The sequence below is a fragment of the Bdellovibrio sp. ZAP7 genome (assembly GCF_006874645.1).
In the GTDB taxonomy this organism is placed as follows: Bacteria; Bdellovibrionota; Bdellovibrionia; order Bdellovibrionales; family Bdellovibrionaceae; genus Bdellovibrio.
The window spans coordinates 2,487,737-2,502,896 of sequence record NZ_CP030082.1 but is presented as its reverse complement, the minus strand read 5'-3'; the positions used below and the strand labels follow the sequence as shown (position 1 = coordinate 2,502,896).

General features: G+C 46.8%; 17 protein-coding genes. 5 read left to right on the top strand and 12 right to left on the bottom strand.

Annotation, left to right across the window (positions count from 1 at the left end):
- Positions 1-46: 46 nt before the first annotated feature.
- Positions 47-793, top strand: a complete 747-nt coding sequence (locus DOM22_RS12125; protein WP_142700631.1) for a hypothetical protein — start codon at positions 47-49, stop codon at positions 791-793.
- Here the strand turns inward: DOM22_RS12125 and DOM22_RS12120 are convergent.
- On the bottom strand, positions 790-1,077 hold the full coding sequence (locus DOM22_RS12120; RefSeq protein ID WP_142700630.1) for a DUF3817 domain-containing protein: 288 nt from the start codon (positions 1,075-1,077) through the stop codon (positions 790-792). The genes DOM22_RS12125 and DOM22_RS12120 overlap by 4 nt on opposite strands.
- Before the next feature lie 122 nt (positions 1,078-1,199).
- Between DOM22_RS12120 and DOM22_RS12115 the strand changes: the two genes are divergently transcribed.
- Both DOM22_RS12115 and DOM22_RS12110 read left to right on the top strand, forming a co-directional pair.
- Positions 1,200-1,673: a ribonuclease H gene (locus tag DOM22_RS12115; RefSeq protein WP_142700629.1), complete on the top strand. Its 474-nt coding sequence runs from the start codon at positions 1,200-1,202 to the stop codon at positions 1,671-1,673.
- Between the two features lie 3 nt (positions 1,674-1,676).
- Positions 1,677-1,961: a YheU family protein gene (locus tag DOM22_RS12110; RefSeq protein ID WP_210415621.1), complete on the top strand. Its 285-nt coding sequence runs from the start codon at positions 1,677-1,679 to the stop codon at positions 1,959-1,961.
- Here DOM22_RS12110 and DOM22_RS12105 read toward each other — a convergent pair.
- The 9 genes from DOM22_RS12105 to DOM22_RS12065 form a co-directional block, all read right to left on the bottom strand.
- Positions 1,942-2,235: a hypothetical protein gene (locus DOM22_RS12105; RefSeq protein ID WP_142700628.1), complete on the bottom strand. Its 294-nt coding sequence runs from the start codon at positions 2,233-2,235 to the stop codon at positions 1,942-1,944. The genes DOM22_RS12110 and DOM22_RS12105 overlap by 20 nt on opposite strands.
- Positions 2,236-2,377: 142 nt before the next feature.
- Positions 2,378-2,890: a hypothetical protein gene (locus DOM22_RS12100; protein ID WP_142700627.1), complete on the bottom strand. Its 513-nt coding sequence runs from the start codon at positions 2,888-2,890 to the stop codon at positions 2,378-2,380.
- A 78-nt stretch (positions 2,891-2,968) separates the two neighbouring features.
- Entirely contained in the window at positions 2,969-3,613 is a 645-nt protein-coding gene (locus tag DOM22_RS12095; RefSeq protein WP_142700626.1) for a sulfite exporter TauE/SafE family protein, read from the bottom strand.
- Entirely contained in the window at positions 3,610-5,016 is a 1,407-nt protein-coding gene (gene ccoG, locus DOM22_RS12090; RefSeq protein WP_142700625.1) for a cytochrome c oxidase accessory protein CcoG, read from the bottom strand. The genes DOM22_RS12095 and ccoG overlap by 4 nt, the downstream gene beginning before the upstream one ends.
- Positions 5,013-5,591, bottom strand: coding sequence for a cbb3-type cytochrome c oxidase N-terminal domain-containing protein (locus DOM22_RS12085; protein WP_142700624.1), 579 nt, complete (start codon positions 5,589-5,591; stop codon positions 5,013-5,015). The genes ccoG and DOM22_RS12085 overlap by 4 nt, the downstream gene beginning before the upstream one ends.
- Positions 5,578-5,760, bottom strand: a complete 183-nt coding sequence (locus tag DOM22_RS12080; protein ID WP_142700623.1) for a CcoQ/FixQ family Cbb3-type cytochrome c oxidase assembly chaperone — start codon at positions 5,758-5,760, stop codon at positions 5,578-5,580. The genes DOM22_RS12085 and DOM22_RS12080 overlap by 14 nt, the downstream gene beginning before the upstream one ends.
- Positions 5,757-7,805 carry a cytochrome-c oxidase, cbb3-type subunit I gene (gene ccoN / locus DOM22_RS12075; protein ID WP_371716819.1) on the bottom strand — a complete coding sequence of 683 codons (2,049 nt, stop codon included), beginning with the start codon at positions 7,803-7,805 and terminating at the stop codon, positions 5,757-5,759. Before ccoN ends, DOM22_RS12080 begins: the two co-directional genes overlap by 4 nt.
- A gap of 61 nt (positions 7,806-7,866) precedes the next feature.
- A complete protein-coding gene (gene ccoS / locus DOM22_RS12070) occupies positions 7,867-8,031 on the bottom strand; it encodes a cbb3-type cytochrome oxidase assembly protein CcoS (protein ID WP_142700621.1) in 165 nt (54 codons plus the stop codon).
- Positions 8,028-10,295, bottom strand: coding sequence for a cation-translocating P-type ATPase (locus tag DOM22_RS12065; RefSeq protein WP_142700620.1), 2,268 nt, complete (start codon positions 10,293-10,295; stop codon positions 8,028-8,030). Before DOM22_RS12065 ends, ccoS begins: the two co-directional genes overlap by 4 nt.
- A gap of 240 nt (positions 10,296-10,535) precedes the next feature.
- Between DOM22_RS12065 and DOM22_RS12060 the strand changes: the two genes are divergently transcribed.
- Positions 10,536-11,534: a 3D domain-containing protein gene (locus DOM22_RS12060; protein ID WP_142700619.1), complete on the top strand. Its 999-nt coding sequence runs from the start codon at positions 10,536-10,538 to the stop codon at positions 11,532-11,534.
- Positions 11,535-11,767: 233 nt separating this feature from the next.
- On the opposite strand, the gene ybaK is transcribed toward DOM22_RS12060, so the two are convergent.
- Positions 11,768-12,259: a Cys-tRNA(Pro) deacylase gene (ybaK, locus tag DOM22_RS12055; protein ID WP_142700618.1), complete on the bottom strand. Its 492-nt coding sequence runs from the start codon at positions 12,257-12,259 to the stop codon at positions 11,768-11,770.
- Complete coding sequence (locus DOM22_RS12050; protein ID WP_142700617.1) at positions 12,256-14,097, bottom strand: monovalent cation:proton antiporter-2 (CPA2) family protein; 1,842 nt, start codon at positions 14,095-14,097, stop codon at positions 12,256-12,258. The genes ybaK and DOM22_RS12050 overlap by 4 nt, the downstream gene beginning before the upstream one ends.
- 186 nt (positions 14,098-14,283) lie before the next feature.
- Between DOM22_RS12050 and DOM22_RS12045 the strand changes: the two genes are divergently transcribed.
- Positions 14,284-15,093 (top strand): trypsin-like serine protease, encoded by an 810-nt coding sequence (locus DOM22_RS12045; protein ID WP_142700616.1) that lies wholly within the window; start codon positions 14,284-14,286, stop codon positions 15,091-15,093.
- Positions 15,094-15,160: the final 67 nt, after the last annotated feature.

Genomic DNA, 15,160 nt, shown 5'->3' with positions numbered 1-15,160 from the left:
GTATAAAGATAATGATTTTTTACTCATCAACCATTAGGCTCCAGTTATGGTCTATCTTAAACGGACACTTTCCATTCTGTCTCTGAGTATCTTTATTCTGTGTGCAGATTTTGCTGAAGCCTACGTACCTCAGCGGGGAAATGTCATGGCCTATGTCGGTCCTTATTTCTCTCGCACAATTTACGACGGTGACTATTCGGACTTAAATGAGACCATGCCCGGGCTTGCTTTGGTCGCATCTGGTGATGTAAGTGATCATGGCGCGCTGGAGATGGCAGCAGTTTATTTTAATAAATATTATTTCCGCGACGAGGCGGCGGGTCGCTCGGTTATCGAGAAAACTCAAGCGATGCAGGTGACCATTGCTTATCGCCGTTACTGGGCGCCTTCTTTTTCAACTTCGTTGGGTGTTTATACTACTTATCCTATGGGCGGAGTTAAAACAGTCCACACGGATTTCACTCCGGCGGAGGGAATTCAAACCTCTGCTTGGTCATCTTCAGAAAGTGGTGCGAACCTGGCCCTTGAAGGCGAAATTTGGAATGCGGGATTGTGGGCCGTGATGGCTGATGCCCGATACACTTATGCCGTGTCAAAGCAGCCCAATGAATATTCTGATCAGTATGCGTTTATGATCGGGCTTCGCTATTTCATTCAAAGCCGCGTGGAAAAACCGAAGGCGCTGGCGCCGATTCAAGAAAAGCCGGCGGAGATAAAAACCGCGCCTGAAAACAAAGCGGATGAGACGGCCCCTCCGGAGAAGGGCACGACGCAACCTAAGAAAAAGCGTTAAACTTTTTCAGTTACTACCAAATATTTTTTCTCGAACCAGAAAGTTCCAAAAGGAAGAACCGCCGCAAGGAATGCTTTGATGCGAGTTTTTCCGGACCAGTTCAATTCACCAGCCAAAAAGTTTGCGAAAAGCACATAGGCCACGAACAAGAAACCATGGATAGGTCCCATAGCTTTGACCATCGCAGGATTGTGAGCCATGTACTTAACTGGCATCGCAATGAAAAGTAGAATTAGAAAAGAAGCTCCTTCGAGCCAGCCCAATATTCTGAATGCTTGAACCATATATCACCTCGTTTGATCTCGAGAGGGATAACTTGAAGTTTCAGCCCGCGCATCCAAAATCTCCGCGTTAATTCCGCAACAATTTAATGCGCTTATCAAATGTTTATGGAATGCTTTGTAGTATGTATCGATTCTGGCAAAGAGTGCTTCGTTTATTTTCTGGTAATGTGTTTGAGATCTACACAGATGGCAGTCTTAAGCATGGTAAGGGTGCATGGGCTTACGTGATCAGCCGTCGTGGCAAGATCCTCAGTGAAGACTCTGCAGGACAAAAGAAAACCTCCAGCAACCGTATGGAGTTTCAAGCAGCTATCGAGGCTTTAAAGGCTTTACCTGAAAACAGTCGCGCGAAGCTTTATACCGACTCGCGAGTGATGCTTGAGGCCTTGGAAAAAAGCCCGCGGTGGAGTGCCAATGGCTGGGTTAAAAATCAGGGACAGCCGATTCCTGAGGTGGACCTGATTCGTGAACTCTATACGCTTCAGTGTCAGCATCGTATCGAATGGCGCTGGGTGAAGGCGCACTCTGGCATCGAATTTAATGAAAGATGTGACGAACTTTGTATTCGTGCTAGAAGCAAGGATCTGGAGATCTGATTTATGAATTTCGAAAACGACAATGAATTGGAAAAGAATCCTCAGCCACCAATGGTGATCCCCATGGATCAGCTGTCGGCAGAAGTGGTGGATGCGGTGATTGAAGCGTTTATTTTGCGTGAAGGTACCGATTACGGTGTGATCGAAATTTCTTTAGATAAAAAGAAAGAACAAGTTCGTAAACAGCTGCAGAAAAATGATATCCGCATTGTTTACGATTTCAATACAGAGTCAGTCACGATGATGACCGACTCTGACTGGAAAAAGCTTACTGGCAGTTTACGTTAGCCCAAGCATTGACAAAGAAATACGGTGGAGTCGCATAAACCCAAGCCGTGCGGTATTGGAATGGACCGACCCAGTCAGCAAACCAAGCATTTACCACAAATCCATTCTGAACTTGGCCAGTCACGTAACCTTGGCAGTAAACTGTGAAACCAGTCGGGTTGTACATAGTAACAGCCGCTTGGTAACCATTGATTTGATAATTCCATTGAGGCACCCACGCGAAAGCCGCTGTGGAGATGAACAAAGAAGCTACAGTCGCTAATAGAAAACGCATAACAATCCCTTCATTGAAAAGTTATAGATATGAAGGGGGTAATGAGAAAAAGGTCGGCAATCAATCAAATTGCGACATGAGTAAGCATTTGCGAATGATGCGCCGCAGTTAGTGTAAAAACTAATTCAGTCTACAAATCAACTTACATGAACATGTTGCGTAGAATTCTTCCGCCGAATGTAAGCCAGATATAAAAACCCGCACAGTTAAAGAAAAAGGCCATGACTAAACGAGTTCGGGACAAACGGGAAAGTGGCATTTCTTTGCCAAGAACTCTGAATCCCAAAAGCATTGAATAAAGATTGCACACGACGGGGATCAAAACGCAGCCCAACACCGCATTCACCAGACATTGCTTGGCCATCGCTTGGCTCTCTGACAGGGCTTGATCCTTAGCAAGTTCTTCTTCTTCCTGGCCTGCGACTTTCAGTCGATGAGAGTCCTGCAGTTCTTCCAAAGTTTGTGAAGCCTGCAGAAATTCTTCTTCAGGAATATCGATAATCAATTTTCCTAAGAATTGTTCCAAGTGAGGCGCAACAGCACGGGTTTGTTCATCACGCAAACGTGGGTGAAATCCCTGGGCCACCAAAAAGGATTTCACAACCTGTGCCTGTGGAAAATCTGCGACTTCCGTCAAAAAAACGTAAGAACTCATAGTCCTATGGTAGCGATAAAACCGATTTTAGAGCAAGTCACACTCTGCTTTTCGAGCTGCGGAGAATCAATATCGACTTTAAGCGTGGGTGAAGTAAACGAAACTCCACACGGAGTAAATGGAGGCGACAATCAGAATGACGCCAGCGATACGCTGTTGGCGCATCGGGATTTGGCTTAAACCTTTTTGAACCATTGAGGGCAGGATGCTAAGCGCAGGCAAACCACCAACCCAGAATAAAAACATCAATGCTCCCCCCATCAATGGATTTTGCATCGCGATTGCAGCAGTGACATAGGTATAAAGCCAGCCGCAGGGAAGAAGTCCGGTTAAGAATCCAACCACAATTCCAGATTGGTTTAAGTGAAATTTTCTAAGCTGACGAAAGACTTTCATCAAGCCGTGCGGATCCACTTTGGGAATTAATTTCTGAGTGAATGAAGGAGCGAGCAGGCGCAGCCCCATGCTCAGTAAAACCACGGCAAATAAAACTGCCGAAGCTGTTCTAAGCCATGCGTATTGGGAATCGAGCAGAAATTGCCCGAGGCCTCCTGCTAGAGCACCCAGGGAGACATAGGCAATCAATCTGCCGAAGTGATAGGAAAGCAGGGATTTACGTTCTCCCATCAAGCAGGAGATCGGCCCGCACATCGCAGCACAATGCCAGCTTCCGAAAAAGCTGGTGCTGAGAATTCCTAGTGCGAGCAGCATTCCCGAGTTCATAATCCTTGAGGTCCCACGATGATAAGTTCTTTGTCACTGCGATTTACCACATCCCCATGGCGGCTTTCGATGGTCACTCGGGATAAAATCTTACCGTGAGTTCCTTTGAAGCTGCTTTCAGGCAGGCGCACAAAGAAATACCATTCGTGCGTGCCTTGAGGTTTCAGAACTTTTGGATTTTCTCCAATCGTTAGCTTGGCACCTGATTTAATCAATTCAGGATCAATCGACAGCGTGTATGAGGTCTCTTCGCGCTCCTGATTTTGGATGTGAATCTTGAATTGATTCTGAATCACATCTTTCGTATCGCCGTCTTGTACATAGGAATAAGGCAAGCCCTGACCACGTAACAAGGTCCAATGGAAAGGATCACGAGTCGCAATGGCGTAGGAAAGACCGGAAACTAAAATCAGCAAAGCCCCCATGTAAACCAAGGGACGCGGGCGAGTCAGTTTGATTTTGCTAAAATCCAAAGTGTCATAACGAATCAGACCTTTTGGTTTTTTAACTTTCTCCATGATTTCGTCACAGGCATCCACGCAAGCCGTACAGGCAATACATTCCATTTGCAGACCATTACGAATATCAATACCGGTAGGGCAGGCGTTCACGCAGCGATTGCAGGCCACGCAGTCACCTTGCGCTTCTCCGGGCTGATTGCGACCGCGGCGAGGTTCGCCGCGTTTCACGTCGTAAATAACCGCCAAAGATTTATTATCGATTAAAAGAGATTGAAAGCGACCGTAAGGGCACATGATCACGCAGAACTGTTCGCGAAACCAGCCAAAGTCAAAAAGAACAGCCGCAGTCACCAGAGAGACTAAAATAAAATAGGTCCAATTGTCGCCCGGAGGTTGCTCCATCATATGCAACAGGTCCTTTGCTCCGACAAAATAAGCAATCAAACTATGCGCAATCAGCGAAGACACCAAAGCGAATAACACCCACTTGGTTCCGCTTTTTTTAATTTTATTAAACGTCATAGCTTCTTCGCGAAGTTTGCGACGTTCAATGTAGTTACCTTCCGTCCATTGCTCGATTCGACGGAAAACAGATTCAATAAAGACGGTTTGTGGGCAAGCCCAACCACACCAGACACGGCCCCACACGGCAGTGACGAAGGCGAGGCCTATCACCAGGGTGCCGATAATAAAGAATAATAAAGGAGCATCGTGGGCGTGGAATAAAAGACCAAAGAAAGAAAATTCGCGATCAGGAATATTGATCAAAATCGTTTGCACGCCGCGGATCGAAGTCCACGGCAGTGCTAGAAAAACTACAAGCAAGACAGCATGCACCCAGGTGCGGTGCTTTTTATAGAACCCCTTTACTTCAGCAGGAATTATGGCGATGTGATCGCCGTGCTCATCAACAGAGGTAAGGAGGTTCGGGTCTAAGCTCATTTCACTTCTTCTCCTTGTGGAGGCTTAGCTCCAGCAGGTTTGGAATCTAGTTTCGCCATTATATACTTTGCGACGGAATAAAGCTCCTCGCGTTTCAGGACTGGGCCCCAGGGTGGCATCCCTTTGTCAGCGGCACCTTCACGAATAACTTTGACGATATCCATGCGAGTGCCTTTTCCGTGAATCCAGAAGTGATCGGTCAAGTTAGGACCGATCAAACCTTGCAATTCCTGACCGTGGCAAGCGGCGCATTTGCCAGCGAAAACTGCGGCACCAGCGTTCGCATCGATCTTTTCAAAGGCTTCTTTTAAAGAGTCCTCTGTTTCAGCCGGGGCCGAAGCCTGCTGAGTCGCTTTTTCTTTTTCCAAGGCCGTCATATGAATCGCCAGTTCGTCTTGCAATGTGATGCCACCACCAAACTGATAGTGCAGGAAGTAAAGAGAAGCAAAGATGATCGTCAGAAAGAATGTCCACAACCACCACGTTGGTAGTGGATTGTCGTGTTCAATGATGCCGTCATACTCATGGAAGAGCTGCTTATAGCCTTCTGGTTTACCGTTGTTATTGTCTTGCATCTGTGAACTCCTGATCTTTCAAAGGCATATTCTGCATTTCATTGTAGAAGTACTTGCTGTTTTTGCGAAATACCCAAACCAATACACAAATAAAGAACACGAAAAAAATCATCAGACCGATAGAAGTTAAATGAAGATCTGTGAAGTATTTTAATCCTTCTTGTTTCATTGGGCTTTTCCTTTCTGACCTAGGGCTTGAAGGTAAGCGATCAGGGCGATGATTTCTTTTTTCTCCATACCTTTTGGACCGCCGTTGGCCTCAATATCGGCTGCGATTTCTTTTGCCTGTTTTTGAGCGATACCGTCGGCATTAACCACAGTGTCGTCGTCATACGGCACACCTAATCTTCTTAGCACAGATAATTCTTTGCGCAGGCGCAGGAAGTCTGTGTCTTTATCCGCAAGCCAAGGATAGTTGGGCATGATACTCGCTGGAGTGACCGTGCGAGGATCCATCATGTGACTGAAGTGCCACAAGTTTGGATATTTCTTACCAACACGGGCCAAGTCAGGACCGGTACGTTTTGAACCCCATTGGAAAGGGTGATCCCACATGGATTCTTCAATTGTCGAAGCATTTCCGTAACGAAGAACTTCAGATACAATCGGACGAATTTGTTGCGAGTGACAAACGTAGCAACCTTCTTTTTGATAAATACTGCGACCGGCGATTTCCAAAGCCGTGTAGGGCTCCGTCACATTTGTCGGAGTGATGTATTTATGCAAAGACAGTGTGGGATAGATTTCAATAAAAGATCCCACCGCGATTGCCAGGAATGCCAAGACCGAGAATACAAAGCCCATGCCTTCCAATTTACGGTGACCCGTACCTGGAACTTCGTTGTAACCCGTGCGAGTCACTTCAACAGCTTCTTCTTTGACTTGTTTCGGAGCCAGTTTGATCGTCATGTAGATGTTGTAGCACATCAACAAGAAACCAATCAGGAAGAGCATTCCACCTAAAGCACGCACCCAATAAAGTGGAATGATACGAACCACTGTTTCGATAAAGTCAGGGTAAACCAGAGTGCCGTCTTTATTCACAGCTCTCCACATCAAACCTTGAGTGATACCTGCAACCACCATGGACACGTAGTACATAATGACGCCAAGTAGCCCCATCCAGAAATGGTTTTCCAGAAGTTTATTGGAGTAAAGTTCTGTCTTCCACAAGCGCGGAATCATGTAATACAAAATACCAAACGTTAAGAAGCCGTTCCACCCCAAGGTACCCGCATGAACGTGACCGATGATCCAGTCCGTGTAGTGTCCCAGCGCGCTGACGGATTTGATGGAAAGAAGTGGCCCCTCGAAAGTCGCCATACCATAGAAGGTTAGCGCGGCTACGAAGAATTTAAGCAACGGTTGCGTGCGAAGTAGGTTCCAAGAGCCTTTCAACGTCAAAAGACCATTGATCATACCACCCCAAGATGGAGCCCATAGCATGACCGAGAAAATCATGCCCAAGGTTTGCGCCCACTCCGGCATGGAAGTGTACAGCAAGTGATGTGGGCCGGCCCAGATATAGATGAAAACCAATGACCAGAAATGCACGATCGACAGGCGGTATGAATAAACCGGGCGGTTCGCAGCTTTTGGAACATAGTAGTACATCAAACCCAAAAACGGCGTTGTCAGGAAAAAGGCCACGGCATTATGGCCGTACCACCATTGAACCATGGCATCTTGAATTCCGGCATAAACCGGGAAAGATTTCATGAAAGACACCGGAATCTCAATCGAGTTCACGATGTGCAAAACTGCCACTGTGATGATTGTGGAAATATAGAACCACAAGGCCACATAAAGATGTTTTTCACGACGACGATGGATCGTCATAAAGAAATTCACGGCAAAGATAACCCACACCACAGCAATGGCGATATCAATAGGCCATTCCAATTCGGCGTATTCTTTGGCTTGGGAGTAACCCAATGGCAAAGTGATCGCAGCCGCCACGATGATTAATTGCCAACCCCAGAAATGCATGCGGGACAAAAGATCCGAGAACATGCGAGCTTTAAGCAGGCGTTGAGAAGAGTGATAGATCCCCGCAAAGATCGCATTACCACCGAAGGCAAAGATCGCAGCGTTCGTGTGCAGCGGTCTCAGTCGGCCAAAGGTAATCCATTCTAAATTCAAATTGGCTGGCCACCATGGGATTTGGATAGCAGCGACAACGCCAAAAAGAAATGCAGCCGCCGCCCAAATCATGGTAGCGATTGCGAATTTCTTTACTATATCGTCGTCGTAGGTAATTCTTTCTACGACATTACTATGTGTGTTCACGTTCAGTCCTTTCGTTTTCATCTAAAAGCATACGGTGAGCAGGTGTTTCCAGGTCATCAAACTGACCCCTCTTGTTGGCCCAGAAAAAGGCATACAAGAATCCAACACCGAGAAGTAACGCCATGGGTATCATCAGTATGACAATGTTCATCGCATACCCCAAAGTGAAGTGAGTACAATCAACACGGAGCTGATCGGCATTAAGATCGCTGCCATCATCGGATTAATAAGACCTAAAAGTGCGGCGGCTCCACCCAGGCAATTGTATACCAGGGAAACCGTCAGTGTTCTCGCCATAACGTTGCGAGTCGTTTCTGTGAGGGCAAACAGATCCATCAAAGGTTGCAGGCCTCCACGAGTGAAATAGATATCCGCATGTTGCAAACTTAGATCGACGCTGCCTTTAACAGCGATGCCAACAGTGGCGTTTTGCAACGACAGGGAATCATTGGCGCCATCACCAATCATGCAGCTGCCCGGATAGTTTTTAATCAGTTCGTACTTGGCTTGTGGATTCAAATCTCCATAAGCATTTTGCGAAGGAATATTGCAGTGAAGGGCCGCTTCTTTCGCGCGCACGGATTTATCTCCGGAAATCAGGAAAGTATGAAGACCGCGTTTTTGCAGCTCATTTACGATGCGAGCCGAGTCTTCACGCAAACGATCCGCGAAATACAGCTGACAAATACTGCGATGGTTTTTTAGAACCTCCACGGCAATCTGACTGCCTGGCAATGCCGTAGTGTAAGGGAAGATTTCGTAAAGGTCTTCGCCGACGTAACCGCGAACACCTTGACCCAGGATTTCCTGCGCATTGGTTACATTTTTAGCCGCCGGGATATGGCCCCAAGCTTTACGAAGGGCAAAGGCCACCGGATGGTGAGAGTGGGATTCCAGAGCAAGGACGATTTGCTGCAGGCTTACGGGCAGCGATTCCGGAGCGGAATGAACCAAAGTCAAACTGCCTTCGCTGAGTGTTCCGGTTTTATCGAAAAAAATATTTTTCAAATCCAGGATTTTTTCAAACGTATTGGCGCTTTTCATTAAGATGCCCAAGCGCTGCGCTTTTTTAATCGCGAGTCCCAAAGTCAAAGGTGAACCGAACGCCAAAGCACACGGGCAGGCGATCACAATCAGCGCCAGGGAGCGTTGAAAGGCCGCCATCGGATCCACGAAAGAATACAAAACCAAAAACAGGGCGGCTAATCCAAATACGATGGCGATCAAACGTTGCGCCAGGCGATCCGTCAAACTCACAAAGTTGCTTTTTTGGTAACTCTTTTGATCCAGATCATTAAAGAGCTTTCCAATTTGACTGTTTTCGAAAGTGGAGCTCGCTTGAACTTTTACATTTTCACTTAAAAGTTTGGTTCCACCCAATAAAGTCATGCCACAAGAGTAAATTTGCGGCAAAGACTCGCCATTGAACAAAGACAAGTCCACGGTAGCTCTGTCGCTTAAGAGCACGCAGTCTGTTGGCAGAGTTTGATTTTGTTTAATCACCAGGGTGTCATTCAGGCGGATATGATTCCACGGGATCAGATCCGTGTGATCGCGAGTTAGACGCTCATAGGTCTGATCCTTAAAGTAAGTCTGCATGCGTGCCGGCGCTAGATAGTTCTGTTGCACTCTTTTGAGTAGATAACGGGCACTCAGAATTAAGAATAAAAAGCTCGCAGTGCTGTCATAATAAATACCATCTCGTTTGTGGAATAAATTCCAAGTGGAAAAGGCAAATCCACTGAGCATGGCGATTGTGATTGGCAGATCCACATTCATCATGCGGAATTTTAAAGCATTCAATGTGCCTTGATAAAAAGGAACCGCGCTATAGCATAGAATCGGTAAGAACAGTGCCAAAGAAATGCCGTTAAAAACATACGCCCAAGAGCTTTCCAAGCCCGCATAAATCGGAATTGTGAAAAGCATGATGTTCCCTGCACAGAAGCCAGCTACAGCAATTCGTTTTAAGAAAGTGCGATTTTCTTCTTTGTATTTCTCCTGAAGGTTGTCCTCAGGACTCAAGATTTTGGGATCGTAACCAAGTTCAGCGATACTTTGCACCGCTTTTGCCAAAGAACCTGTCTCACTTAACTTCACGGCAATTGTTGATTGACCAAAATTAGCGCGAGCTTCCAAAATTCCAGGGCAAAATTCAGGTAGCTTTTCTAAAAGATGCACACAAGATGAGCAGTGCATGCCCTCGGCGAAAATAAGGTAGTCGTAATCTTTGCATTCATCTTGTTTATAAAGCGCTTTAAATTGTGGTTGATCCAGGTGAGCAAAGGGGTTTTTGGGGGCCAATTTGAGGGGCCCAACCTGGGTATCTAGGACCTTGCAGGCTTCACAGCAGTACTCAGCTCCATTTGAGGGGCTTTGACAGTATTTACAAGTGATTTGCCGATCGAGCTCCATGTGTACAGACTCCTAACATGTGCTGAGAACGTTATCGGGTAAATATGCGGAATTAGCAATGATCGCCGTCACGATGACCATAAAATCAACACCGGGTGGAGGTCAATAATTGCTGGCATGATAGAGACAAAAAGTACCATTTTTCGGCACAGCATTTCACTTGTTTTCAGTCATAAAAAAGGCTTCGTTTCTTTGTCATATGTCTGGTACTTTTAAGCCCTGTTCATCTTTGGAGGTCGCATGCAATTGAGACGGATTTTTACCTTGTTGGGAGTCGTGGGAACCATGGCTTTATCCGCTTGTGGATCTGCCGACCAATTTGCCTCATATAATACGCAGTCTGATGACAGCGGTCGAATCGCATTGAATCACCAAAGAATCCAGACTGATGATAATTCCGATGACTGGAGAACAACCCTTCCTACGGAGCACGCGACCGTCGGCAAACCCGAGGATTTTCCAGCTCCCACAAATCCACCCGCAGTGGAAGAAAACACTTCGACGCTGCCAACACAGCCAGCGACTTTCGAAGCCGAGACGACACCCACGCATGGCACGGTCTCTGAGGAGCAGATCAATAAAGATCGTCCTGCAGCAGCTGACGTGAAGGGGACTGCGAAACTCACACCGACAGTTTATTTCTTCCCAGTATTTGATGAAGATAAAAAATCTTGCCCTGATTCTGAAAAAGTCACTTTGCATGGTCAAGGTGGAAAAGCTTTGATCCGTGTGTGCAAAAAGAATTCGATGGCGTGTGGTCTGCAAGGTTCTTGCTCCATCAAACAAAAAGGCAAGATTCGCATGCTAAATATCTTGGCGCGTATCAAAGGCCAAAACCGCTATTTCGAAATCAATCGTGAAGAATGCAAATACGGTTACGGCGATCGTACGGTTTGCTTGGATCCTTTCCACACATTGGCAGCGGATTTGACGGTTTATAAATTGGGTGAGGTGATTTACATCCCATCAGTTATTGGCCTGATCTTGCCAGATGGTACTTTGCACGATGGTTATTTCATCATCCGCGACAAGGGATCAGGCATCAATGGCCGTGGTCGCTTTGACTTCTACTCGGGCTTCGTCCCATGGTATGAAAAAACGAACCCTTTCAATCGTATTGGGCTTGCCGACAAGAATACGGCAGTTCCTTATCTCAGAATCACTGGCGCTAAAGCTAAAGAGATTCAAGCTCGTCGTGCTTACCCTCGCATTCCTGCTGATAACCAGCCTCTTAAATAAATAAGTTAGATCAACGAATGGCCGAGCGCTTCAGCCTCGGTCAAGTCAGTCGCCTGCCTGCAGCTCCGTCGACACGCCATCCAGGCTCACCGTCGCCGGCTGCGCCGGTTCGCGCATCGTGCGCCGACGGAGGTCGACTGCGTGCAGGCATTCGTCTGCCTTGCCCGAGTCTGAATCTCTCTGCCATACGCAGTTTATTTATTTAACAGGCTGGTTATTAGAGAAAAGGGATTTTAGCCTTTGATTCCTACGTTTACTAGGGTGGGGGTTAGGATTTTTTCGGCCTGTTTGGGATCCATGCCTACTAGGAAACCTCTTTTGCCGCCGTTGATGTAGATTTTTGGGAGCGTTAGGATTGATTCTTCCATGTAGATGGGCATTTTCTTTTTTGTTCCGAAAGGGGAGGTGCCGCCGACTTGGTATCCGGAGTGGCGGTCGGCTACTTCGGGTTTGCAAGGGGTGATGGATTTTTTGCCTAAGGTTCTTGCAAGGTTTTTGGTGGAGACTTGCATGTCTCCGTGCATGAGGACGATGAGTGGGGCTTTGTCTTCGTCTTCCATGATCAGGGTTTTGATGACGGCGTGTTCGTCGACGCCCATTTCTTTCGATGAATGAGCGGTGCCGCCTTTTTCTTGGTATGTGAATAGGTGGTAGGTTAATTCGACGCCGTGTTTTTCTAGTTCACGCAAAGCCAAAGTCATTGGCGGTTTTTCTTGTTGGCTCATGCGCGAGTCTCCGATTCCGGGGCTGGGTCTTCCGGTTTTTGTAGATCTTTGGCGTCGATATAAGTTCTGATTTGGTCTTCACGTAAAACTTCAGACAATTGCTGCATGCCCTGGCGGGATGTATCCAGGAAAAGTTTTTGATCGTGGCGGACTTTGTATTGTTCGGCCATCATCAATTCGTCATGGCGGTGGAATCTTTCGATAACTGCGCGAGCGCGATCACTTGGGAAGCCCAGATCCAATAAGAGTTCTCTGGTCAGCAGCAAACTTGATTCGAAAGTTTCTCTGCGAATGTGAGTCATCTCGATACCGATGTCTAGCAAGTCAAAAACGTGGGCACGGTTTCTGGCGCGGGCATAGATTTTTAAGTTTTTAAAATGCTCTTTCGCCATTTGCGCGAGTTTTTTGGAGGTCTCGACATCATCGACGGCGATGATCAGGTACTTCGCTTTGCCAGCTCCGGCAGCTTCCATAATTTCGTGACGGGAGGCATCTCCATAATAGACCTTGTTGCCGAAGCGTCTTAGTAACTCGATTTGTTCGGGATCGTGATCGATCGCGGTGAATTTAATATCCTGGGCACGTAAGATACGGCCAAAGATCTGACCGAAGCGACCAAAGCCCGCGATAATGATTTCGCTGTCAACTCCTTCAAAGCTGTCCCATTCTTGTTTTGGTTTGTGAGTGGCCACCCAGCTTTCGAATTTTGCATTCGCGACGATGACGAACGGACTTATGATCATCGACAAAGTTACGATCAACGTCAGCGTGTCTGAAAGTTCCTGACTTAAAACATTTGAGTTTTGGCCTACACCGAAGATCACGAAGGCGAACTCACCCCCTTGAGCGAGGTAAGCTGCCATGTTTCTGGAGGCCGTCGAATGAAGTTTCAATGTGCGGCCCACACCGTAAAGCATGAAGCCTTTGACCATCATATAAAGAGCTGTCGCGAATAACACGAAGGCTGGGTTTTTCATCAGCAGAGTGATATTCACTGACATACCCACCGAGATAAAAAACAGACCCATCAACAAACCTTTGAACGGTTCTAGGTCGGCTTCAAGCTCGTGGCGATATTCAGATTCAGATAAAAGAACGCCCGCTAAAAATGCCCCCAAGGCCATCGAGATCCCCATGTGCTCCATCAGGTACGCAACACCGATCACGATCGTCAAAGTGACACCCGTGAACAGCTCGCGACTGCGGAGTGCTGCCACCTGACGCAGAAAGGGTCCCATCAAAGTATAATTGAAAAGTAGAAGCCCCAGGAATATTCCCAAAACTCCCAACCAGTTTACTTCATGGCCTGAAGTAGCTTGGGCCAATCCCAGTGTGGGGATGATGGCCAAGGCAGGAATTGCGGCCACGTCTTGCATCAGTAAGATTGCGAACGAAGATCTGCCAAATTCAGTGTTTAGAACTTTCTTTTCTGCCATGGCTTGGAGGGCGAACGCCGTTGACGAAAGACTCAACGCAAATCCCGCCACCATAGCACTTTGCCAGGAGGCTCCTAAAAGCTTAACCAGAGCTCCTAAGGCTAAGCAGCAAGTGATGATCTGTAAGCCACCAAAACCCGCCAGCGTTCGCTTCATGGCCAAAAGTTTCTTGGGTTGAAGTTCAAGACCAATCAGGAATAACAGAAAGACCACACCGAACTCGGAGAGATTTTGAACCGCCTTCACGTCGATGATCAGTTTTGCTCCCTGAGGACCAATCAGAATGCCTGCCGCAAGGTATCCTAAGATACTGCCGAGACCTAATCTTTGAAATACGGGAACAAGAAGGACGGAAGATCCTAAAAATGCGAGAGCTTGAAGTAAATGCGGATGTTCTAACATGAAGAGAGCGTAACAATTGCTCCTTAGGTCGCCAAGTTAAAAAAAGTACAAGGTGCGCGTCTGAGTTCATAGTCAGCGACTGTCCCGATTTAAAGAGTGTCCCGATTAGGAAAATTTCATTTTGGGTTTCACAAGAAGGGGTGTAGAACCCTTCTCGAAATCGTATCTTAATCAGGAGTTTTTCGAATGAAATCTTTTAAAGTACTAGTATCAGGTTTGTTGGCAGCCACAGCATTGACAGCATGTTCTCCAGGCAATCAAAACGGGACAATGACGGCTCAAAATGAGGGGCAAATTATCGGTGGCGATAAAGTATTGCCAGGTTCTCGTATCATCCGCTCTACAGTAGCTCTTTATGACTCGAAAGTGGGCGCTTTGTGCTCAGGCACTTTGATTTCTGAAAACATCGTTTTAACTGCGGCCCACTGCGTGGGACCAAATCCTAAAAAGATGATGGTGTTCTTTACCAATGAAGTTGAAAAAGCCAAAAAAGAACAAGTTCGTGTCGTGGATGCTGCGATTGTGAACAAAGACTACAGCACATCCCGTAAAGAAAACACAGCTGACATCGCTCTTGTGCGTTTCGTAGGCAACCTTCCAGCTTCTTACGGTCCTGCAAAAATCCTTAAAAACTCAGGCGCTCTTCGTGAAGGCACAACAACAATCGTGGCGGGTTACGGCTTGAATCGTTCATGGGTTATTAAATCAGGCGCGGGCGTTCTTAGAACGACAACGCTTAAAATTGCAGATCCAAATATGACAGCGACTGAAACATCTTTGGCGCAAACTATCAACCGTGGCGTTTGCTCTGGTGACTCGGGTGGCCCCGCTTACCTAGAGGTTGATGGTGAGTTGCAAGTATGGGGTGTTGCGAGCCGTTCCGACGCTTTGCCAACGCGTCTTACTCCTGACTGCTTCTTGATGTCTATCTACACTCGTGCAGACATCTACGCGAAATGGATTGCTGACAACATGGCAGATCTTAAATCTAAATAATTATTCGATCATAGAATTTGTTTAAGACTAAAAAGGAGATCCACTGGATCTCCTTTTTTTATGCTCT

What these genes read in the sequence shown, in the direction of transcription:
- DOM22_RS12050 (WP_142700617.1), bottom strand. Translation starts at nt 14,097, where the DNA reads ATGTTAGAACATCCGCATTTACTTCAAGCTCTCGCATTTTTAGGATCT.
- DOM22_RS12045 (WP_142700616.1), top strand. Translation starts at nt 14,284, where the DNA reads ATGAAATCTTTTAAAGTACTAGTATCAGGTTTGTTGGCAGCCACAGCA.
- DOM22_RS12065 (WP_142700620.1), bottom strand. Translation starts at nt 10,295, where the DNA reads ATGGAGCTCGATCGGCAAATCACTTGTAAATACTGTCAAAGCCCCTCA.
- ccoS (WP_142700621.1), bottom strand. Translation starts at nt 8,031, where the DNA reads ATGAACATTGTCATACTGATGATACCCATGGCGTTACTTCTCGGTGTT.
- DOM22_RS12080 (WP_142700623.1), bottom strand. Translation starts at nt 5,760, where the DNA reads ATGAAACAAGAAGGATTAAAATACTTCACAGATCTTCATTTAACTTCT.
- DOM22_RS12095 (WP_142700626.1), bottom strand. Translation starts at nt 3,613, where the DNA reads ATGAACTCGGGAATGCTGCTCGCACTAGGAATTCTCAGCACCAGCTTT.
- DOM22_RS12120 (WP_142700630.1), bottom strand. Translation starts at nt 1,077, where the DNA reads ATGGTTCAAGCATTCAGAATATTGGGCTGGCTCGAAGGAGCTTCTTTT.
- DOM22_RS12100 (WP_142700627.1), bottom strand. Translation starts at nt 2,890, where the DNA reads ATGAGTTCTTACGTTTTTTTGACGGAAGTCGCAGATTTTCCACAGGCA.
- ccoG (WP_142700625.1), bottom strand. Translation starts at nt 5,016, where the DNA reads ATGAGCTTAGACCCGAACCTCCTTACCTCTGTTGATGAGCACGGCGAT.
- DOM22_RS12115 (WP_142700629.1), top strand. Translation starts at nt 1,200, where the DNA reads ATGTATCGATTCTGGCAAAGAGTGCTTCGTTTATTTTCTGGTAATGTG.
- ybaK (WP_142700618.1), bottom strand. Translation starts at nt 12,259, where the DNA reads ATGAGCCAACAAGAAAAACCGCCAATGACTTTGGCTTTGCGTGAACTA.
- DOM22_RS12085 (WP_142700624.1), bottom strand. Translation starts at nt 5,591, where the DNA reads ATGCAAGACAATAACAACGGTAAACCAGAAGGCTATAAGCAGCTCTTC.
- DOM22_RS12105 (WP_142700628.1), bottom strand. Translation starts at nt 2,235, where the DNA reads ATGCGTTTTCTATTAGCGACTGTAGCTTCTTTGTTCATCTCCACAGCG.
- ccoN (WP_371716819.1), bottom strand. Translation starts at nt 7,805, where the DNA reads ATGATTTGGGCGGCGGCTGCATTTCTTTTTGGCGTTGTCGCTGCTATC.
- DOM22_RS12125 (WP_142700631.1), top strand. Translation starts at nt 47, where the DNA reads ATGGTCTATCTTAAACGGACACTTTCCATTCTGTCTCTGAGTATCTTT.
- DOM22_RS12060 (WP_142700619.1), top strand. Translation starts at nt 10,536, where the DNA reads ATGCAATTGAGACGGATTTTTACCTTGTTGGGAGTCGTGGGAACCATG.
- DOM22_RS12110 (WP_210415621.1), top strand. Translation starts at nt 1,677, where the DNA reads ATGAATTTCGAAAACGACAATGAATTGGAAAAGAATCCTCAGCCACCA.